Here is a 19,655-nt window from a genome sequence, read left to right as displayed (position 1 = left end):
ATGCTTACTGCTTTATCGTAAATGCTAAAACAATAAGCTATTGATATTCTTGTTTTTTTTAATCTCCAATCCAGAATTCGGGTTAAAAACGCTAACTTGTATCTTCAAGAAGTAAGACATAATAGCTCTAAAATGTCTTGCAAGGAAAGGTAAAGCTGAACGCTAACTTATGCCAGAAAAATACCGTCTTGTTTGCCTTTTTGAGTAGTATCATCTTATTTTTCCTGTAAATTTTGTTTATAACGCCTAAGATTTACGATATTTTAATCCCGGTAGAATATCTTATAAAATCAGATTATATGTTATACCTATGGAAATAGATAACTTTCAGCAATATTACAACCAAGAAGAAATGAAGACAGTAACATTAGCTCAAATTTATAAAGACTTGGTAATAAAGATATTCGATATAGCCACAAGCAAAATGTAAGCTACTATTAATGGTATTATGGAAATAGCACCAACGATACCACCTACTATACCTACTACCAGAGGTGACGGAGTAGTAAGGCTTAATATAATAAGTGGGAGAGATATAATTGATAGTATTATAGAAATTACACCTACTGTTTTCAGAAGAGATAGAAATCCTTTTGAATCTGAGAGTTCTTTAATTCCTTAAATAATATAAAGAAAATGCTTATACACATTATAGCACAAAGTATTACTGCTGCTATTTTTATTATAGCTGCTGCTATAAGTGCTGCTAAATAAGCTATATTCATTGCAATTATCACACACCATAATAAAAAAGTCAACTCCATATGTTTAGGTTGTAAAATCCCAAAAAGCAGCCAGAATAGAATAAGCAAACATTTACGAATTGAATTTAGTGCAAACAAGGGTGTTGATATCAACCATACTCTGCAGAATCGCAATATGGTATGACTACATGCTTTTTATTGATTTGATTAACATAATCAGCAGAGAGTTTTGTTTTGCAAAAGATGTCTACAGTAACATACTGCAATTATTTGGAATTGTAGGGCTAGGTGCAATTGTAAGGCCACTTGGTGCATTCATATTTGGTCACGTTGGTGACAGGTATGGAAGGAGGATAGCATTAATAATTACTATCTTGCTAATATCGATACCATCAAGTCTCATTGCATTTATTCCAAGTCACAATCAAGTAGGTATAATTTCTACTATATTGCTTCTTGCAATCCATATAACACAAGGAATTGCACTTGGTGGTGAACAAGGAAGTTCTGTTTATCTTATAGAGCATTTATCCAGTAGGAAAGAGAACTTAGGGATGTATTTTGGAATGATGGGTTTTGGTCGCTCCATTGGCGTCTTGCTTTCTGCGGTAATAGTGATTATCTGCAAAAAAACTACTGATTTTTGTACCTGGGGTTGGAGATTGCCATTTATTTTCTCAGCTATTTTAGGATTAATTAGCGCGTATAGCATATACACATTGGGAGAAACTCCAGCATATGAAAAAAATCGAAAACAAAGAAATTTACCTGATTTGCCAATAATAGAGCTTATAAAACGCCACAAGAGAGCTCTTATACTTGCTATTTTAATATCTGTACCTGTTAATGTTGCTGTTGGATTTACCATATTTCTTCGAACTCTCGCAAAGGAAATAGCATCAGTGGATGTTTATGTAACAACATATATCAACGAAATTGTATTGATTATAACCAGTGTATTAATGCCGATATCTTCAATAGCGTTTGGAATGTTGGCTGATAAAGTTGGAAAAGAGCGCACTGCAATCTTATTTATAGCAATTACAATGGCACTGTGTTGTCCTGCGTTATCTATTGCATATTACTATAAAAATTATCTTGTGATTGCGTTGAGCGTAATGGTTCTCTCTATAATAGAAAGGGGTATAGTTCCCATAGGAATAGTTGCATCTGAACTCTTTCCTACCAATGTTAGATTTAGTGGTGTGAGCTTATCACGCAATATCTCTTATGCGTTACATGGAGGATTTACTCCTATGGTTTGTATTTGGTTGACTGTAACATTTCCTCAAACAAACCTTGCTGCTGGGCTTTATATAGTCTTCTGCTTGTTGATCAGTGTGGTAGCAATATTGCAAATAAAACCGCAAGATAAGAAATTTGATTGGTCTTAGTTTTCTCTTAAGTGATTTGATAGACCGGGAAAGGGTTTCATCTAAGTAGCTGACACCCTGACAACCGTCATCCCGCTGCTTGTTAGCGGGATCTAGAGATACCGTGACGGTATGACGTAGGACTGCTGTCATTCCAGTCTGGAATCCAGAGAAAAGGATGATGTCATCCCAGTGTCCCTGTAATGTCATTCCAGTGCTTGACACTGGAATCCAGCCTTTATTATGCAGCCACTTGGTTAAAATTAAGTCTTCTGGATCCAAGTAGTCAGGGCACTGGGATGACAAAGGAGGGCAGTGTCAGCTACTCGGATGACACCCTGCTGGTGGACAATGTTTGTATAGTTGTGCGTCACGCGCTGGAATGACGAATTACTTAACCGCCATACCGTCACGGTATCTCCTAGCATAGATCCCGCTAACACGTAGCGGGATGACGATTTTGTATCGGAAAACAAGTAGCATGACGATTTATCAAATGTTCCTTAGTTTCTCAAAAAAATCCTTTAACAAAAAAGAGCATTCTGTTTCTAATATTCCACCATAAACTTCAGGTATATGGCTGCAAAATTGAAATATCTTAGCACCATTTTCAATTCCTCCACCTTTTGGATTATAAGCTCCAAAGTACAATCGTTTAATTCTGGCAAAGGAAATAGCTTGAGCACACATCGGACATGGTTCTAATGTTACGTACATATCAGCATCACAAAGCGTGGGAGTTGAAAATGCTTGTCTGATCGCTAACATCTCTGCATGTGCAGTTGGATCGCTGGATATATTGTGTGCAGAAGAAATGATATTGTCTCCACTCACTATTACAGCACCTATGGGCACCTCATCATTTTTTTGAGCGAGTTTGGCTTGCTCTATGGCAAGCTCCATATATTGATACTTAAACACTAGGCACTTATTTCTTATCAATTGCTGCTTTAACGAACGACACGAAAAGAGGATGAGGAGAAAACGGCTTTGATTGAAATTCTGGATGAAACTGCACACCAATAAACCACGGATGACTCTCTAACTCCACTGCCTCTATGCACGTTCCATCTTCTGATATGCCACTGCATAACAGCCCATTTTTTTCTAAGTCATCTTTATAATCTGAATTGATTATGTACCTATGCCTGTGTCTTTCTGAAATAGTAGTGTTACTATATGCATCCATCATTTTAGAGTTTGCATTTATATTACATTTGTATGCCCCAAGTCTCATGGTTCCACCAAGATCGTCATCTTGATCGCCAGCTAACTTAACGATTGGATGTTTACAGTTACGAAATTCTTCAGAGTGTGCATCTTCAAGCTTAACAACATTACGAGCAAACTCAATAATTGCAAGCTGCATACCAAGGCAAATTCCGAAAAATGGGATATTATTTGTACGGGCATAATTTATTGCTAATATTTTACCCTCTACTCCGTCATCACCAAACCCCCCTGGAACAAGGATTGCATGAGAATTCTGTAATTTCTCTCCTATAAGTTTTTCATTTATAGGTTTTTCTTCCTTCTCTCTTGAGTTAACCCAATTTATCCTTACTTTGACTTTATTACTAATCGCACCATGATTTAATGCTTCAACTAGTGATTTATACGCATCAGGGAATTCGGTGTATTTTCCCACTATAGACACAGTAACTTCCTGTGTTGGGTGCCTTATGGAATGCACTATTTGATCCCATTCAGTCAAGCTTGGTCTTGGCTTACTTAAATGAAAGTGCTCCAAAATTTGCGTATCAAGCCCACATTGGCTATACAACACCGGTAACTCATATATATGACTCACATCAGGAGCAGGTATCACATTGGATAAAGAAACATTGCAAAGCTTAGCTATTTTCTCTCTTTGATTATCGAAAATTTCTTTCTCACTGCGGCATAATATAATATCTGGTTGTAACCCCGCGGAATTTAACTCTCGAACTGAATGCTGCGTTGGCTTTGTCTTTAATTCTTGCGCTGCGGTAAGATATGGTATTAAAGTTAAGTGAATAAGGATAACTCTTTGTTTTCCTAATGTGTAGTTAACTTGGCGTATAGCCTCCAAAAATGGTTGGCTTTCAATGTCACCTACAGTTCCACCTATTTCACATATTACAAAATCTAAACCTTCCGTACCATTAAAAATGAACGATTTGATCAAATCTGTTACATGAGGAATGACTTGCACAGTTTTGCCCAGATAATCACCACGCCTCTCTTTCTTCAATAACTCATGATATATCTTACCAGTTGTTATATTGTCATCTTTTGTTGCTTTAATTCCAGTAAAACGCTCATAATGCCCAAGATCCAAATCAGTTTCAGCACCATCTTCGGTAACAAATACCTCTCCGTGCTGAGTTGGGTTCATTGTCCCAGGATCAATGTTGAGATACGGGTCAAGTTTTCTGATACGGATCTTAAAACCGTGAGCTTGAAGAAGCGCACCAACACTCGAAGCAACTAAGCCTTTACCAAGCGATGACACAACTCCACCTGTGACAAAGATAAATTTAGCTTCCTTCATTAATTTTCAAATGGAACAGAAGTAGATTCACTTTCTTGCTTTTTTTCTAATATAATTTTTTCTGCGATCGATTTTTTATGTACGTCTTTTGAACATAATCCTGACAATAGCAATGTGTTTATAATAAACAATCCAGCAACAATAGCCGTTATTCTGCTGAGCGGGTTTTCAGAAGATTTCACCGGAATCATCGAATTGACCCCCTGTTGTGTATTACTAAAACCACTTAACGAACTACTTCCAGGCGGCTGCAAGAGCACTAAAATTACTAACACAACAACCAATATTATTTGAAATATACTTAATACCGCTACTGACATTATAGATAGGGCTGAAAATAAAAATCTTAGCAGTACAAAGCACGTAAGTCAAGAACATCTGTCACCCAAGTAGTTTGAAATCTAAGTATGTATTTACTGCTTACCTTATTTTGATTAACATATGCATAAGACTTTGGGCTTAATATGTATCACATTTTAAAATACAAAGATTATGAACCAAAAATAGACGAAAGTGCTTTCATCGCAGGTGGTTCGCATATCATAGGCAAGGTTGAAATAGGAAGAGATGCAAGCATCTGGTTTAATTGTGTAATCAGAGGGGACGTTGGATCAATAAAAATAGGTAATGGAACAAATATTCAAGATGGAACGGTAATTCATGTGGATAGAAACCCAGGTGGTGACACAATTATTGGCAGCATGGTAACAGTGGGACATTTTTGTGTGTTGCACGCATGCACGGTGCATGATAAGGCGTTTATTGGTATGGGCTCTACCGTGATGGACCATGCAGTTGTGGAGCCTGAAGCTATGGTAGCTGCTGGCTCACTGGTAACACACGGAAAAGTGATAAAAAGTGGGGAAATATGGGCTGGCAGGCCAGCAAAGTTCTTCAAAAAGATGTCGAATGAAGAAATTAAACATATTACACAATCAGCACAAAATTATATTATGCTAATGAAGGAATATAAAAACTGAAGTTCGCGTCAAGTGTTTTACTTGACACGTACATTTCGGCTTAACCCTTGTTACTTCTTTTTCCCATTCTCATTTACTTCTTGTGCTTTTGCCCCATCTACTTGAGTACTAGGTAATACCACCGGCTACGAGTGCAGATGCTACTGCTATACCAATCATTACTAACATCTCTAACTTAACTGTACGTTCAAGTGCAGTAAATGCTATCAGTCCAGCAGCAAGACCCATACCAACAGTAGCAGTGTACCGTGCTCCATTGCCTTGTTTTGGTTGCTCAGTTGTTTTGCTTTTATCTTCTAGTTTTCTATTTTTCTCCTCAGCTTCAGTCAATCGATTTTGTAAGTCTTTTGTTTCATCCTTTTTGGCTTTTAACTGAGCAGCAGTATCATTTGGTGCTGCTTGCAACTGCTGAACTTGATCTTTTAATGCTATTATTTCATTCTCTTTGGCTTTTAACTGAGCAGCAGTATCATTTGGTGCTGCCTTTAACTGCGCAACTTCATCATTTAGTTTATTTATTTCATCCTCTTTGGCTTTTAACTGAGCAGCAGTATCATTTGGTGCTGCTTGCAACTGCTGAACTTGATCATTTAGCTTATTTATTTCATCATCTTTAGCTTGTAACTGTTGCTGTAAGTCCGCAACTTCTTGTGTATTTTGTTGAGCTTTTAATGCTGTTATTTCCTCGTCTTTCTCTTTTAACTGTTGCTGTAACGCCGTAGCATCTAATGCTTCCAATTCTGTTATTTTAGTATTTAATTCTTCTACTTTAGCTTTCTCTTCAGCTAATGTATCAACTTGCTGTTCATGTTCTTGAATTTTAGCATTTAGTGTAGTTATTTCATCATCTTTAGCTTTTAACTGAGCAGCAGTATCATTTGGTGCTGCTTGCAACTGCTGAACTTGATCATTTAGCTTATTTATTTCATCATCTTTAGCTTGTAACTGTTGCTGTAAGTCCGCAACTTCTTGTGTATTTTGTTGAGCTTTTAATGCTGTTATTTCCTCGTCTTTCTCTTTTAACTGTTGCTGTAACGCCACAGCATCTAATGCTTCCAATTCTGTTATTTTAGCATTTTTCTCTTCTAACTGCTGCTGTAACGCTGTAGAATCTATTGCCTCTAGTTTTTCCACTTCAGCTTCTAAGTCTTGTTTTTCCTGCTGAGCTGTGTCCAATTGATCTTGTAATTCTTGTGTTTTAGTTTTCAATTCTTCTACTTGTTTTCTGGGATGTTTAAGCATCTGCACCTTAACTTCTTTTTTTTGATCATCAAGGCCTAACAGAACTTTTATGGCTGCTACGGTAGTAGAAGCTTTTCCGCTACCTTGTTCGTTAGCTGAAGATATAGGCATGATTACAATATTATCTTCTTGATTTTTTTTTTCTTTTTCAAACAAACCGGTAATATATAATTGCTTATTACCTAGTGAAAAACCCGCATAAAACTTTTTAGAACTTGAAATTTTTTCATACTCTTGAAATTTTTTAAAATCATCTTGCGCTATAATAAGCATTATTTCATTATTGATAACCTTTATTGTACCATTAATCTCCATAAACATATTAAACCTCAATATATATAATTAACATTACATAATACCCTTAGAACCTAAGGTCAAGTAATATTTTTATCATAGCATAGAAAATTTATGTTCGTAAACAAAAAATTTTGGCGTAAAATTGCCGCATTTACTTAATTGTGCTATAGCTAAAGTAATTTAGGTTTACCGACCATCGTCATTCCGCTGCTTGTTAGCGGGATCTAGAGATACCGCGGCGGTATGACGTTGCTAGCTTAAGGTTTAAAATTGAGAAATATTTATGTTAAAAGAAAAATACGGCTTTAAAGAAGTTGAAGACAAATGCAACATATTATGGGAAGGTAGTAAAGTTTATAAATGGAATGGTGAAAAGGATAACACTTTCACTATAGACACGCCTCCACCGACAATATCGGGAAAACTCCATATTGGCCATATATTTAGCTATTGCCACACGGACTTTATTGCAAGGTTTCAGCGCATGCTGGGAAAAGATGTGTTTTACCCAATTGGGTTTGATGATAATGGGCTTCCCACTGAAAGATTGGTTGAGCAAACCTATAAAACCCGCGCAAAAGAAGTTGGCAGAGAAAAATTTATAGAGATGTGCCATGAGGTTATTGAAAAATCAAAACAAGAATTCAAGGAACTATTTAAATCGGTCGGCATTAGTTATGACTGGGATTTGGAATATCACACGATCAGCAAGGAAACTGTGACGCTTTCACAGATGTCGTTTATTGATCTATATAATAAGGGGTATGCATATAGAAAAATGCAGCCTATCCTTTGGGACCCGGTTGATAAAACAGCAATTGCGCAAGCAGAAATAGAAGATAAAGTTTTTGAGTCATCCTTAAACACGATAGTTTTCTCTACTCAAGAAAATGAGCAGATCAATATTGCAACTACGCGACCTGAACTACTTCCAGCATGCGTTGCAGTTTTTTGTCATCCAGAGGATACGCGCTACACTCATCTGATCGGAAAAACAGCGGTAGTGCCAATAACAGAGGAGAAAGTTCCAATAATAGCAGATGATAAGGTTAAAATAGATAAAGGCACCGGGCTTGTTATGTGTTGTACATTCGGTGATGAACTCGACATATATTGGCAGCAAAAGCATAATCTACCGATGAAAATTATCATCGATCAGGATGGAAGGATGGACCTAGATGATGTCATTCCAGTGCTTGACACTGGAATCCAGGAAAAAGAGCCAATGCCAGCGATGACAGAGGAAGATATCATGTCAGCGTATGGTCAGAAAAAAGAAGAATGGATCCCAGTGTCAGCTACTCGGATGACAGACGATATACTAAATGAAATAAATGGATTGAAAGTTACAGCAGCAAGAAAGAGGATGATCGAAATCCTAACTAAAAAAGGACTTTTGATAGAAAGCACTAGCATTTCTCATTCTGTTAAGTGCGCAGAAAGATCTGGTGCACCACTTGAGATATTACCTACTTATCAATGGTTTATCAAGACCTTAGAGCAAAAAGCTCAAGTATTAGATAAAGTAAAAGAATGCAATTGGCACCCAAGCAATATGCGTAAACGTATGGAAGTGTGGATAGAAGGGCTAAATTGGGACTGGTGCATCTCAAGGCAGCGCTATTTTGGTGTGCCATTTCCAGCGTGGTATTCTAAACGTAAGGGAGAAGAAGGTAAAATTATTCTAGCTGAAATAAAGGCCCTACCTATTGATCCACTCAAAGATTTGCCAAAAGGGTATAGCAAAGAAGAGGTTATCCCAGATCAAGATGTAATGGATACCTGGGCCACAAGTTCAATTACTCCTCAACTGAGTGCACTGGCAGTAAACAGTGAGTTTAGCTTACCAAATCATCGCTATGATACGATATTTCCTGCAGATCTGCGCAGCCAGAGCCATGAGATAATAAGAACTTGGGCTTTTTATACTATTTTAAAGGCACATTATCATGCAAATTCTTTACCTTGGAAAAACATTATGATCAGCGGTTGGTGTTTAGCAGATGATAAGAAAAAGATGAGTAAATCAAAGGGTAACATCATCACTCCTCATGTAATACTTGAAACTTATGGAGCTGATGTAGTGCGCTATTGGGCAGCGAACTCAAGGCTTGGAGTTGATACAGTCTACTCTGAAAATACATTCAAAATTGGCAAGCGCCTCGTTACAAAACTTTGGAACGCTAGCAAGTTCGTTTCCATGTTCATGGAAAAGCATCAAGTGATGAGCATAAATTCTGCTCACGAGACAATGGATAAGTGGATATTGTCTAAGTTATACAAAGTTATAGAAAGAGCAACGAACAACCTATTACAATTTGAATACTGCGAAGCTTTGGGCGTAATAGAGGAATTTTTTTGGAAGGATTTTTGTGATAACTACTTGGAATTAGTAAAAAAACGCGCGTACGGAAGCAGTGAAGCAACCTTAAGTGCAAAACAAAGCTTGGCGTATGTACTGAATATTATTTTGCGGTTATTTGCACCTTTCTTGCCTTACATTACAGAAGAGATATACCACCAGTTGTATAGTTATAATTCTGTACACAATCAAAGTAATTGGCCGAGCAAAGAAGAACTTATCTACGATAAATATTCAGAGGAAATGGGAGATAATGTTATTCAGATATTAAACATTATCAGAAAGATAAAGGCAGATAATAATGTATCAGTTAAGCATCTGATAAAAAAGTTGATGATAAAAGCAGATCTACGAGAGGATAAATTGAATCAATCCGCACAGAATGATTTGCAGGCAGTTTGCAATGCGGAAACGATAGAGTGGATGCAGTCTGAGCTTGAAACTGAAGACAGAAAATACATAGTGAATATAGACTTATACTGATTTTTATAGCTTTACTTCCTTTAATATCCATGCTATTATAATCATTATTAGTGTGAAGGAATAATGAGGGATTTGTATAGTAAAACCAATGCACCATATCTTATAGCTGGTGCTGTTGCTACTTTGGTATTGCTTGCATCTGGGACACTTGCTGTTGCCCCTTATGTTAAGTTCTTGTCTTCAGTTGCAGCCTTTAATGTAGCTCTTCCTATTGCTTTGAGTTTGTCTATACTTTCTATTTTGGTGCTTGCACTTTCATGTAAAATAATTAGTAATAATGAGAACAAAGATTTACGTGATAAAAATGTAGAATTGGAAGCAAAAGTAAAAGGTCAGTTAGAACATAAGGAGGAGATGCTTTCTCTTGAACACCAAGAGTTACGTGATGAAAATACAAGATTGAATGAAAGAGTGGATTCTTTAATAGAGGAATTATTTCAACCTCAAAGAGAAATAGATTCCTTAAAAAGGCAGTTAGATGAATTAAAAGATAAAGGAATTTTAGCTCCTTTATTAAAAGAAAGAATAACAGAATTGGAAACATGTTTAGAAAAGAGCAGGAAAAAAGCAGAAGAATTAGCAGTGCAGTTAAGAAAAGAAAAAGGTGAAACTTCTTGTTTACAATCTGAATTAGGGGATGTAGTAAAAAGAGAAAGACAATTGAAAGAAAAGTTAAGTGAAAAAGCGCAAGAAACGATCCAACTAGCTGCAGATTTAGAACAAAAAGAAAAACTATGCAAGGAATTAGAAGAGGAAAAAACTGAAAATCTTGATAAGATCGGAAAGTTAAAAAAACTTTTGGATCAAGAAAGAAAAGGAAATGAAAAGTTGCGCGATAATAACAGTGAGTTGAAAAGTAGCGAAAAATATTTGGGTGACGAATGCAGTAAATTAAGAAGACATAAATCTGATTTGGAAAGAAAAGTTGAACGTCTGCAAGCAGTAATTGGGCAGGAAGACGAGCAAAGTCATTCCATTTCTTCAGATATAAGCAGTGAACATTTATCAGAACTTGAAGGAATAGGTGAAAATGAGTCTGTTAATAAACAGTTCCCGAAACCAAAACCACCTTATATATCCACTCCAATAAGATCGCCATGTAAAAAGCTGAATGATGCTTCATGTGATTCCGGATATTCCAGTGGATGCTTTACCTCGACCAATAGCTAACGCACATTTTGAGTACAGTTGTACACTGGATACATAAAACCTTAGCCATTTTTAGCTAGTAGACTGAAAATGGGAAGTTTGTTGTAGGTGCAGCACTATAATTCCTCCACAGATAAGAGAATTTTAATAAATATATACAAAACTGCTGAACGTGGGGGGAGGAGGGGAGTAATGAGCAATTTGCTTAGTGAGGCTAATGCATTTTATTTTGTAGCTAGTTCCTTAGCTACTCTTACGTTACTTACATCTTTAGCGCTTATTGTAACTTCTAATGTGCCTCTTCCTCTAACTCTCGCTTTAGCTGCATTATCTGTTTTGGTGCTTGCACTTTTATATAAAATAATTCGTAATAATAAGAAAATAGAGATTGAGAGAAATAAATTCGCTCAAAAAGAGCAAGAGTTGGAAAATAAAATAACTCTAGGAAAGGAAGCTGAAGAAGCTGCAAACAAAGAAGTGAAGAATCAATTATAGCTCTTCTCATAATAGTCAGAACAAATCATAAAAAAGCAGAATCAACAGCTTGACGGAAAGACTGAAAAATAGGGATATTTTTTCTAGCTCTGTTCTTTATAGCAAACCAATGATGCTCAATTTCGTTAAAGTCTGGAGAATATGGAGGAAGATAAAGAATTTCAGCACCTACTCCTTTAGCAAGATCATCGATTTTTTTAGATTTATGGAAAGCAGCGTTATCAAGAATTACAGTTTGGCCAGACCTTAAAATTGGAGTCAAAAACTGCTCAAACCAAGCCTCAAAAACATCCTTGTTGCAGTATCCCTCAAAGGTCAATGGAGCAATGATTTTCTTTTTATTTAGAGCTGCAATCATACTGACACGCTGAGTTTTTTTACCTGATTTTAGTGAATGAAACCTCTCTCCTTTTCTGCAATATCCGTATGGGTAGTCTTCTGTATTGTCTATCCCAGATTCGTCAATATATACAAGATTTTCAGGATATTTTGTTGCTATAACCTTTGCAAATTGAGCTCGCTTTTCTTCATTTCTTTCTTTATATCCGTAGGTCTTTTTTTCTTGTAAAGCCAATATTTTTAAGTGCGCGGTGAATCGTTTGTCGACTGATATTGCCCCAGAGTTTAGCCATCTCTGACTGAGTTTTGCCGCCATGGTTTTTTGCAAATTCGGTGAAGACATTCCAGTCGGTAATTTTATGGTTATATCCTACGCTTCCAGGCTTTTTTGACTGAAAATCTCCTGTTTCCTCACGCCTTTTCTGCCACTCATATAAAGTCGTTTTTCCAATTTTAAATCTCTTGGCAACAGTTGCTCTACTTTCTCCCTCATCCAATGCTTCCATTGCTTTTTTCCTTAAGTCATAACTATACGCTGCTGGCATACAAACCCCACTACCATAAATCCATATCTTACCTTATTTGGATTATTATGAGAAGAGCTATACATGAATTAACTCGAGAAAAGCAAAATTTAGACAAGAGAGCAAAAAAATTGAATCAGAAAGTAAATGAGTCAGAAGTTGAGAGAGAATCTCTTCTTGAAGAAAAAAAATCTTTAGAGAAAAAATTAGAAACAGCAAAGAATCGTACGTTTGAAATAGACAATGAATTGGACAAAACAAGAAAGGAAATAGGTAAGCTTAATGAGCAGGAAGAGAAATTAAAACTTGAAATCTCATGTTTGAAGAAACAGTTGGAAGAAAGAAGTAGATTTATTGCAAAGCTGAAGATGGAAGTGGATGATAATAAACATTTAGAGCTAGAGAATAAGGGGTTGAATGATAGAATAGAAACGTTACGTGAAGTACAAAAGGCACTACGTGAGAAAAAACATGAACTTAGTGAAAAAGTAGAGGCATTGAATAAGGAAAAAAATAGATTTTCTAAAGAAGTAGAGGAATTACGTGAAGAACAAGAAAGACTGCATGCAAACTTAGATAAGCTACAATGTAAAATTAAAGAGGTCAACAAAGAAAAGAAAAATTTATCTAAAGAATTAAAAGAGAAATTTGAAGAGTTAGATGAAGCAAATGGTTTAATTAAAAATCAATCTTTTGAGTTAGATGGGATAAGAAAAGATTGTAATAATGAAGTAAAAAGTTTAAGAAATTCACTTTTAGAACGAGACAGTCAAATAGAAGATTTTTTGAAAGAGAAAGAAAAACAAGTGAATTTTGTGCAACTGTTGATAAGATGCGTAACAGACAATATAGAAGAACCAATAAGAAATAATGATGGAAAAGCAATATTAGATACGATTCAAATATTAAAGTCTGCGTTACAAGGAGAAATTGCACGGCTTTTGCCAGACGAAACGCCTTCTTCTTCGCTGGAAGATCTTGGATATGAATCATTATTTGTCAGTCGCTCATCCACCCCGACCAAGTTGCCAAATTCACTATTGACAGAATCTTATGAACGCAGTCAGTTCAATCAGAGTGAAAGTATTTGCAAAACACAACAATGAGTCTTATTATAAGATAAATCATGCAAGATAATGAACCCAATAATATGCGCACTGGATACACAAGACTTAAATAAGGCTATTTCTCTAGCTAATGCTCTGCGTGGTAAAGTTGGCATGGTAAAGCTGGGATTAGAATTTTTTGCTGCTCAAGGTCTTTCTGGAGTGCAAGAAGTTGCAAAATGCAATGTACCAATTTTTTTAGATCTGAAATTGCATGACATTCCAAACACTGTAGCTAAAACAGTTGAAGTAATAAAAGTTCTGAACGTTGAAATGTTAACTCTGCACATCAGCGGTGGAACAAAAATGCTTGAAGAAGCGCTAAGTGTAGTGCAAGGCACAAAAATAAAGCTGATTGGAGTGACAGTGCTAACTAGTATGAGCAATGAGGATTTAAACGAGCTTGGAGTAGCAAGAGAGGCAAAATCACAGGTAATTTTGCTTGCAAAGCTTGCAAAAAAGATTGGACTCCATGGAATAGTCTGTTCTGCACTAGAAGCTCAAGAAGTGCGCCGAGAATGCGGTGAAGACTTGAAAATTATTACTCCAGGAATTCGTATAGATCCAGGTCATGACGACCAAAAAAGAACAGCAACACCAAAAGAAGCAATAAATTCAGGAGCTGATTATATCGTCATTGGCAGACCCATTACAAAAACTACAAGTAGTGCGGAGCTAATATTGAAATCCATGAAAGAATTTTAATATAATAACTTAATTTATAAAAATACTAACATATTAATTAGGAATAAGCATGAGTAATATCAATAGAATAATACGCGAAGTAATCAAGGAATTCCGCTCAAAATTACCAGATAAGGAAATAGAGGAATATTCTGGCAAATTGAATAAGCTACATATCTACCAGTGCAATAAGCATATAATAGAAAATAAGAAGCTATATCATTATACAATAAATGGGAAAACCCATGCTATGGGTCAGCATGGGCATAATTTTGTCAAGAGTTTAGAAGTTATCTTGAGGAATAAGCCACAAATTTCCTTAGAAGAGGTAATTGATTTTATGGAAAAAATAATTAATTTTGGTATTGATAGTTGTTATGGAGCATTTGAGATGATATTTGAATCTCGCTCTGGTGTTACAATAGATGATGCAGTTAATTTTGTAAAAGATAGCTTATCTAGTAAATTTTATGGATTCCATGGCAGTGGGATTTTCAAAGTAATATTAGAACTTAATCCAGAGAGCTCTCTGGAAGAGATAGAGAAACAATTTAGCAAAGTAGTAGATCCTTACTTTCTTAATGCTTGGAGTCGAGAAAGTGAAAGGGCTTTTGCTAAGATATGTAGGTTATGTAGAGAAGGACATGTGGAGAATATGCAGAAATTTGATTTTAGCAATTTTAATTTAGATCAAGATAGTGCTGGAGCATTAAGAGCACTGTTACAGTATTGTGTTGACGTTTCTAATCAAAAAGCTTTAGGTGATTCACATGAATTGCATAGAGAAGAGATGGAGGGGATATATAAATTTGATGATAATTACGATTTAAATTTAGATAGTGATCATAATGATAGTATCTGGCATTGAAATTATACTACAATAATAAAATAACTGGATAAAAATTATCACCAAAAAAATTCAAAAAAGTGCTTGACATAAAAGAACGAACATTATATAGTGTCATTATCTTTTATTTTACCTCGCTTAATTTAATTACTGGATTAAGCTTACAGTACTAAGCGTGGCACAAAGTGCCACGCTATTTTTCGGTTTACATTTTCAACAGATAAAAAATGATGCCATTTCAGTGCCAAGCACATAACTGTACGAACATTCATTTTTAAAGGTAAATTGCACAACAGATGATGTCATTCCAGTGCTTGACACTGGAATCCAGAAATTTTGCTTATAACTGAGCTGATGAGCTAAAGGTAGTTGTCTTACGCTAAAACAAACGTTTTTAATTAAGTTGCATAGAAGCTGGATCCCAGTGGGCTTTGTTGCATCGCTACTTATGAAAGGCTAACTATAGTTAGGATTATAAGCAACCTATTGAAAATCTTGTTTTTTTGCAATCAATCTGATCAAATTTAAGAATAGTAATTTGTTATTTATATTAATAAATTTAATTCTATTGAAAATAGCTAAAGCATTGAAATTCTTGAATTTTAGCCGGATTGGTAAATGGTAGTGAAATTTCTTTTACTCAAATTTAGGTATTCATTGACCGTTCTTGTTATAAATACCAGAATAATAAGCTACTGATATTCGCTATCTTTTTTATCTTTAATCCATCATAGCTAGCGATGCAACAAAGCCATCCCAGTGTCAAGCACTGGGATGACAAGAAAGGGAGCACTGGAATGACATCGTTTACTATGTACCATATTGCAATATTCGTACAACTGTGGGAAACATCTATGGATGCCATTCCTATTACCTTATTTCCATTTTTATTTCATTTTCAAAGGAGGCTATTATGTCACTTACCGATATCGCTCACCGTATCAATGAACTCGCTTCATCATGGGAGCAATTTAAATTAATAAATGATCGCAAACTAAAAGAAATTGAAAGCAAAGGGCGTGCTGATTCTGCAACAATTGAGCAGCTATGCAAGGTAAATAATGCCATTGATAGTTGCAAAGAGCGTTTAGACTTGATCGAAACTGCAGCTCAACGCCCAGAAGTAAATACAGATTTTAGCACAAGCGATAAATATTTTTCTGATTATATCCGCAAGGGAATGGAAAGCGGTTTATCACACAAAACCCTCAGTGGAGATGACAGTGATATCGGGGGGTATCTAGTTACTCCGCATATTGTAAAACGCATAAACAAGCGCGTAACTGATTCGTCCCCAATGCGACAAATATGCTCCAGTCAAAGAATCTCTACTGAAACATTGGATTACATTATAGAAGATTTTGACCGCGCCGGTGCAGGTTGGAGCAGTGAAACAGTAGATGATGAGGACGGTGGCAATAAGTCTAAGTATGATTTTGCAAAAGATACGGACACGCCCAAAATCCAAAAGATTTCCGTCACAACTTACGAGTTATATGCTCAACCACAAATATCACAAAAGTTACTCGATGATGCGTTTGTCGATGTTGAGAGTTGGCTGGTGGAAAAGATTGCCGAGACTTTTAGTAAGGAAGAAAGCGAAGCCTTCATTAAGGGTGAGGGCACTTTTCAACCAAAAGGAATTTTAGCTTATGAAAATGGAAACAGTTATAATAAAATAGAGCAAGTTAAAACTGAAAAATTAGATAGTGATTCAATAATGATGTTGTATTACTCTCTGGACGAATATTATTCCAAAAATGCGTCATTTTTGATGAACAGGAGTACGTTGAAGGACATTAGGCTACTAAAAGCTCAAACAGGTCAATATCTCTGGCAACCAAGTTTGTCGCTTAAAGCCCCAGATACCTTAATGGGAATACCAGTATATCAATCTGCCGATATGCCACCAGCGCCAAACAATCAGCTACCAGTAATTGCGATGGCAGATTTCAAACAAGCTTATAAGATTGTAGATAACAGAGGAATGAGAATATTAAGAGACCCTTATACGAATAAACCTTATGTGAGGTTTTTTGTCACTAAGCGTGTCGGCGGAGAGGTTGTAAACACCAGTGCTATTAAATTGTTGAAAGTTGCGAGCAAGTACTAAAAACTTCCGCAGCATCATCTTTATAGCTGATCAAAGCAACACGTCATACCGCGATTCATTCCATAACTGTACGAACATTGTGATTTTGGCCCATCAGGAGGGTGTCATCCCAGTGCTTGACACATATAGCTAAACTGACTTAGATTTACCGACAGTTTGAAAAACAAAAATTCGTCATTCCGCTACTTGTTAGCGGAATCTATGCTGAGATATCGCGGCGGTATGACGTAGGAAAACCTTTCTTGGGTTAGCTATAGTTTGCTATATTATGTGATTTTATTTTTAGCGTTGCTTCTTATATTATGTAATTTATTTTCCATAATATACATTATGTAATTTTCGATACTAAGATCTGTTATAGCTCTCAGTATGATATGAGTGATTCTCTTTTAATAATTATTTTTTAAATAGTTTGTTGGTTCATCAATTTCTTTAGGATTGATATCTACAATTATTTTTCCGTTTTTTAACAGAATAATCCGATCTGATATTTTTGTTAAAAAATCCAAATTGTGAGAAGCGATAATCATAGTAATACCCATATCTCTAACTGATTGTAATAGTTCCACAACGTCGACTATTGTTGCTACATCTAAACCAGACGTTGGCTCATCGCATAATAGAATCTTTGGATTCATCATTAAACTTCTGGCAAGCGCAACCCGCTGTTTTTGCCCACCAGATAGATTATTAGGGTAATCATTTTTTTTAGAGGCAATACCCAAAGACTCAAGTAGTGAATCACTTTGATCCTGAGTTTTATTTTTAAGCTTGGGAGCGTATGTAAGATTTTCCCAGACAGTCATATGTGGGAAAAGTTGAAAATCCTGAAATACAAAACCAGTACTATCATTGCATTCAATGCTACCAGAATCTAAAACTTCGAGTTTTTGTATACAACGTAACAATGTTGATTTACCACTACCAGAAGGACCAGCAAGACCAACTATAGATTGCTCTATAATCAGGTTAATATTATTAAGTACTGGAACATTATTAAATAATTTACAAACATTATGCATTTTTATCATATATACCTTTCTGTTCAATCTTTTTGCCTATATATTCAATTAGTAATACAAGAGCGTAATAATAAGCCCCAGCAAGACAAAGTGGTATAAAATAAGTAAATTGTTCTGCTGCAAGCATTTGCGCAGAGCGCATAATATCAACACCACCAATAGTAGAGATTAATGCCGTTTCTTTAAGGAGTGCAATGATCTCATTTATCATTGCAGGAAGAATATTTTTAATAACTTGTGGTAATATAATATCTCTCCACATATAGAAACTAGGTATTTGTAAAGTTTTAGCTGCTTCAAACTGGTTTTTTGATATAGTTTCAATACCAGCTCGTAAAATCTCAGCAATATAAGCACAGCTATTTAGACCAAATGCTATAATGCCAGCACTAAATATGTTTAATTTAATTCCTGCAATGGTTGGGGTCATAAAATAAACAACACTTAACTGTAATATAAGGGGGGTACCACGTATTACAGATATAATTCCATTAATTAATGGAATACAGATCTTATTATATCTGAGTACTGACAATAATCCCCCTAGACTCACACCTAAAAGCAGTCCTCCAATCAATAATTTTAAAGTAAAGGCAAGGCCTGTTCCAACAAACAAGAAATTAGAAATTAATTCTTGCATCAGTTATCTCCTAGCCATTTTTCTGCTATCTTTTGTATTACACCTTTACTTTCTAAACTTTTTAACGCCTCGTTTATTTTATCCTTTAAATCAGATCCTTTATTCACAGCAATAGAATAACCATTATCTGACTTAGCGATGGCTGACCATGATAGACCAGGATTTTTTTTGCTAAATACTTTACCTTGGAATTCATCAATTAGGACGCTATCAACATGACCAGACTTTAATGTTTCTACAGCTTGATTATTATTGTCTATAGCAATAATTTGAGCTGTTGTAGGAACATGCTCTTTTAGCCAAATTTCCATGACAGTTCCTAGTTGAACGGCTATCTTCTTGTGAGTTAAGTTGTTTATACCGGCTATGGGTTTATTTTTGTGATATAGAATACCAAATTCCCCTGTATAATAACTATTTGAAAAATCAAAATTTTTTTCACGCTCTTCTGTGCTACCAATAGTAGATATAGCAGCATCTACAGAATTACTTTGCAATGCTGCAAATATAGTACTAAACTGCATATCTTTAAATATCGCTTCTTTACCTAACTCTTTTGCTACTAATTGAGCAAGCTCAATGTCAAAGCCAGTAAATTTACCATTTTCATAATATTCAAAAGGTGGATAATCTGCAGAAATTGCAAATCTAATGATATTATCGTGTTTATCTTCCTTGCATCCTGTTAATAGAATACTTATCGCTATAATAGCATTTAAAATGTATTTTTTCATATTACTAATTTATATTCATATTTTATTC

Annotated in this window: 19 protein-coding genes and 1 pseudogene; 10 read left to right on the top strand and 10 right to left on the bottom strand. The window is 35.5% G+C overall.

All coding sequences use genetic code 11. The features are described 5' to 3' along the window. Positions 1-448 precede the first annotated feature (448 nt). The gene (locus OPR28_RS01025) at positions 449-622 is read left to right on the top strand and encodes a hypothetical protein (RefSeq protein ID WP_265023311.1); all 174 of its coding nucleotides are present in this window, start codon (positions 449-451) and stop codon (positions 620-622) included. Between the two features lie 210 nt (positions 623-832). Beyond that, positions 833-2,098 (top strand): MFS transporter, encoded by a 1,266-nt coding sequence (locus OPR28_RS01020; RefSeq protein ID WP_264373821.1) that lies wholly within the window; start codon positions 833-835, stop codon positions 2,096-2,098. A 183-nt stretch (positions 2,099-2,281) separates the two neighbouring features. On the opposite strand, the pseudogene OPR28_RS07075 reads toward OPR28_RS01020, so the two are convergent. The 4 genes and pseudogenes from OPR28_RS07075 to secG form a co-directional block, all read right to left on the bottom strand. Beyond that, positions 2,282-2,389 (bottom strand): annotated as a pseudogene (locus OPR28_RS07075) (WPE palindromic element domain-containing protein); the annotation flags it as partial. Positions 2,390-2,569: 180 nt separating this feature from the next. After that, positions 2,570-2,980, bottom strand: coding sequence for a nucleoside deaminase (locus tag OPR28_RS01015; protein WP_015588966.1), 411 nt, complete (start codon positions 2,978-2,980; stop codon positions 2,570-2,572). Between the two features lie 25 nt (positions 2,981-3,005). Continuing rightward, a complete protein-coding gene (locus tag OPR28_RS01010; protein WP_264706087.1) occupies positions 3,006-4,610 on the bottom strand; it encodes a CTP synthase in 1,605 nt (534 codons plus the stop codon). Continuing rightward, complete coding sequence (gene secG / locus OPR28_RS01005; RefSeq protein WP_007548880.1) at positions 4,610-4,930, bottom strand: preprotein translocase subunit SecG; 321 nt, start codon at positions 4,928-4,930, stop codon at positions 4,610-4,612. The genes OPR28_RS01010 and secG overlap by 1 nt, the downstream gene beginning before the upstream one ends. A gap of 144 nt (positions 4,931-5,074) precedes the next feature. Here secG and OPR28_RS01000 point away from each other — a divergent pair, with 144 nt between their 5' ends. After that, complete coding sequence (locus OPR28_RS01000; RefSeq protein ID WP_010962614.1) at positions 5,075-5,590, top strand: gamma carbonic anhydrase family protein; 516 nt, start codon at positions 5,075-5,077, stop codon at positions 5,588-5,590. A 108-nt stretch (positions 5,591-5,698) separates the two neighbouring features. Here OPR28_RS01000 and OPR28_RS00995 read toward each other — a convergent pair whose 3' ends face one another. After that, on the bottom strand, positions 5,699-7,147 hold the full coding sequence (locus tag OPR28_RS00995; RefSeq protein WP_265023310.1) for a coiled-coil domain-containing protein: 1,449 nt from the start codon (positions 7,145-7,147) through the stop codon (positions 5,699-5,701). A 265-nt stretch (positions 7,148-7,412) separates the two neighbouring features. Between OPR28_RS00995 and OPR28_RS00990 the strand changes: the two genes are divergently transcribed. The 3 genes from OPR28_RS00990 to OPR28_RS00980 all read left to right on the top strand — a co-directional run bounded on the left by OPR28_RS00990 (position 7,413) and on the right by OPR28_RS00980 (position 11,618). Further along, positions 7,413-9,974, top strand: a complete 2,562-nt coding sequence (locus tag OPR28_RS00990; protein ID WP_265023309.1) for a valine--tRNA ligase — start codon at positions 7,413-7,415, stop codon at positions 9,972-9,974. A 63-nt stretch (positions 9,975-10,037) separates the two neighbouring features. Then, positions 10,038-11,144: a hypothetical protein gene (locus OPR28_RS00985; protein ID WP_265023308.1), complete on the top strand. Its 1,107-nt coding sequence runs from the start codon at positions 10,038-10,040 to the stop codon at positions 11,142-11,144. Positions 11,145-11,315: 171 nt separating this feature from the next. Next, positions 11,316-11,618 (top strand): hypothetical protein, encoded by a 303-nt coding sequence (locus tag OPR28_RS00980; RefSeq protein ID WP_265023307.1) that lies wholly within the window; start codon positions 11,316-11,318, stop codon positions 11,616-11,618. A 25-nt stretch (positions 11,619-11,643) separates the two neighbouring features. Here OPR28_RS00980 and OPR28_RS00975 read toward each other — a convergent pair. After that, positions 11,644-12,502 (bottom strand): IS630 family transposase gene (locus tag OPR28_RS00975; RefSeq protein WP_265023237.1). Its coding sequence is split into 2 segments (ribosomal slippage): positions 11,644-12,178 and positions 12,177-12,502, totalling 861 coding nucleotides; the frame shifts between segments, so codons are not numbered across the junction. 47 nt (positions 12,503-12,549) lie between these two features. Here OPR28_RS00975 and OPR28_RS00970 point away from each other — a divergent pair. The 3 genes from OPR28_RS00970 to OPR28_RS00960 are packed head-to-tail and all read left to right on the top strand — an operon-like array spanning position 12,550 to position 15,139. Then, entirely contained in the window at positions 12,550-13,587 is a 1,038-nt protein-coding gene (locus OPR28_RS00970) for a coiled-coil domain-containing protein (RefSeq protein WP_265023306.1), read from the top strand. 30 nt (positions 13,588-13,617) lie between these two features. Beyond that, a complete protein-coding gene (gene pyrF, locus OPR28_RS00965) occupies positions 13,618-14,292 on the top strand; it encodes an orotidine-5'-phosphate decarboxylase (protein ID WP_065095194.1) in 675 nt (224 codons plus the stop codon). A 49-nt stretch (positions 14,293-14,341) separates the two neighbouring features. Continuing rightward, positions 14,342-15,139: a hypothetical protein gene (locus OPR28_RS00960; RefSeq protein ID WP_007548904.1), complete on the top strand. Its 798-nt coding sequence runs from the start codon at positions 14,342-14,344 to the stop codon at positions 15,137-15,139. 649 nt (positions 15,140-15,788) lie between these two features. Here OPR28_RS00960 and OPR28_RS00955 read toward each other — a convergent pair. Beyond that, positions 15,789-15,983: a hypothetical protein gene (locus OPR28_RS00955; RefSeq protein ID WP_265023305.1), complete on the bottom strand. Its 195-nt coding sequence runs from the start codon at positions 15,981-15,983 to the stop codon at positions 15,789-15,791. Between the two features lie 48 nt (positions 15,984-16,031). Between OPR28_RS00955 and OPR28_RS00950 the strand changes: the two genes are divergently transcribed. Further along, on the top strand, positions 16,032-17,231 hold the full coding sequence (locus tag OPR28_RS00950) for a phage major capsid protein (RefSeq protein ID WP_236514794.1): 1,200 nt from the start codon (positions 16,032-16,034) through the stop codon (positions 17,229-17,231). 389 nt (positions 17,232-17,620) lie between these two features. Here the strand turns inward: OPR28_RS00950 and OPR28_RS00945 are convergent, their stop codons facing one another. The 3 genes from OPR28_RS00945 to OPR28_RS00935 are packed head-to-tail and all read right to left on the bottom strand — an operon-like array spanning position 17,621 to position 19,627. Continuing rightward, on the bottom strand, positions 17,621-18,253 hold the full coding sequence (locus OPR28_RS00945; protein WP_265023304.1) for an amino acid ABC transporter ATP-binding protein: 633 nt from the start codon (positions 18,251-18,253) through the stop codon (positions 17,621-17,623). Then, complete coding sequence (locus tag OPR28_RS00940) at positions 18,246-18,893, bottom strand: amino acid ABC transporter permease (protein WP_022626279.1); 648 nt, start codon at positions 18,891-18,893, stop codon at positions 18,246-18,248. The genes OPR28_RS00945 and OPR28_RS00940 overlap by 8 nt, the downstream gene beginning before the upstream one ends. After that, positions 18,893-19,627 carry a substrate-binding periplasmic protein gene (locus tag OPR28_RS00935; protein ID WP_077188142.1) on the bottom strand — a complete coding sequence of 245 codons (735 nt, stop codon included), beginning with the start codon at positions 19,625-19,627 and terminating at the stop codon, positions 18,893-18,895. The genes OPR28_RS00940 and OPR28_RS00935 overlap by 1 nt, the downstream gene beginning before the upstream one ends. Positions 19,628-19,655: the final 28 nt, after the last annotated feature.

Origin of the sequence: Wolbachia endosymbiont (group A) of Epistrophe grossularia, from assembly GCF_947251435.1 — a bacterium.
Lineage (GTDB): Bacteria > Pseudomonadota > Alphaproteobacteria > Rickettsiales > Anaplasmataceae > Wolbachia > Wolbachia pipientis.
This window is presented reverse-complemented; position numbering and strand designations above follow the sequence as displayed.

What these genes read in the sequence shown, in the direction of transcription:
- OPR28_RS01025 (WP_265023311.1), top strand. Translation starts at nt 449, where the DNA reads ATGGAAATAGCACCAACGATACCACCTACTATACCTACTACCAGAGGT.
- OPR28_RS01015 (WP_015588966.1), bottom strand. Translation starts at nt 2,980, where the DNA reads ATGGAGCTTGCCATAGAGCAAGCCAAACTCGCTCAAAAAAATGATGAG.
- OPR28_RS01010 (WP_264706087.1), bottom strand. Translation starts at nt 4,610, where the DNA reads ATGAAGGAAGCTAAATTTATCTTTGTCACAGGTGGAGTTGTGTCATCG.
- secG (WP_007548880.1), bottom strand. Translation starts at nt 4,930, where the DNA reads ATGTCAGTAGCGGTATTAAGTATATTTCAAATAATATTGGTTGTTGTG.
- OPR28_RS01000 (WP_010962614.1), top strand. Translation starts at nt 5,075, where the DNA reads ATGTATCACATTTTAAAATACAAAGATTATGAACCAAAAATAGACGAA.
- OPR28_RS00995 (WP_265023310.1), bottom strand. Translation starts at nt 7,147, where the DNA reads ATGGAGATTAATGGTACAATAAAGGTTATCAATAATGAAATAATGCTT.
- OPR28_RS00990 (WP_265023309.1), top strand. Translation starts at nt 7,413, where the DNA reads ATGTTAAAAGAAAAATACGGCTTTAAAGAAGTTGAAGACAAATGCAAC.
- OPR28_RS00985 (WP_265023308.1), top strand. Translation starts at nt 10,038, where the DNA reads ATGAGGGATTTGTATAGTAAAACCAATGCACCATATCTTATAGCTGGT.
- OPR28_RS00980 (WP_265023307.1), top strand. Translation starts at nt 11,316, where the DNA reads ATGAGCAATTTGCTTAGTGAGGCTAATGCATTTTATTTTGTAGCTAGT.
- OPR28_RS00970 (WP_265023306.1), top strand. Translation starts at nt 12,550, where the DNA reads ATGAGAAGAGCTATACATGAATTAACTCGAGAAAAGCAAAATTTAGAC.
- pyrF (WP_065095194.1), top strand. Translation starts at nt 13,618, where the DNA reads ATGAACCCAATAATATGCGCACTGGATACACAAGACTTAAATAAGGCT.
- OPR28_RS00960 (WP_007548904.1), top strand. Translation starts at nt 14,342, where the DNA reads ATGAGTAATATCAATAGAATAATACGCGAAGTAATCAAGGAATTCCGC.
- OPR28_RS00955 (WP_265023305.1), bottom strand. Translation starts at nt 15,983, where the DNA reads ATGGCATCCATAGATGTTTCCCACAGTTGTACGAATATTGCAATATGG.
- OPR28_RS00950 (WP_236514794.1), top strand. Translation starts at nt 16,032, where the DNA reads ATGTCACTTACCGATATCGCTCACCGTATCAATGAACTCGCTTCATCA.
- OPR28_RS00945 (WP_265023304.1), bottom strand. Translation starts at nt 18,253, where the DNA reads ATGCATAATGTTTGTAAATTATTTAATAATGTTCCAGTACTTAATAAT.
- OPR28_RS00940 (WP_022626279.1), bottom strand. Translation starts at nt 18,893, where the DNA reads ATGCAAGAATTAATTTCTAATTTCTTGTTTGTTGGAACAGGCCTTGCC.
- OPR28_RS00935 (WP_077188142.1), bottom strand. Translation starts at nt 19,627, where the DNA reads ATGAAAAAATACATTTTAAATGCTATTATAGCGATAAGTATTCTATTA.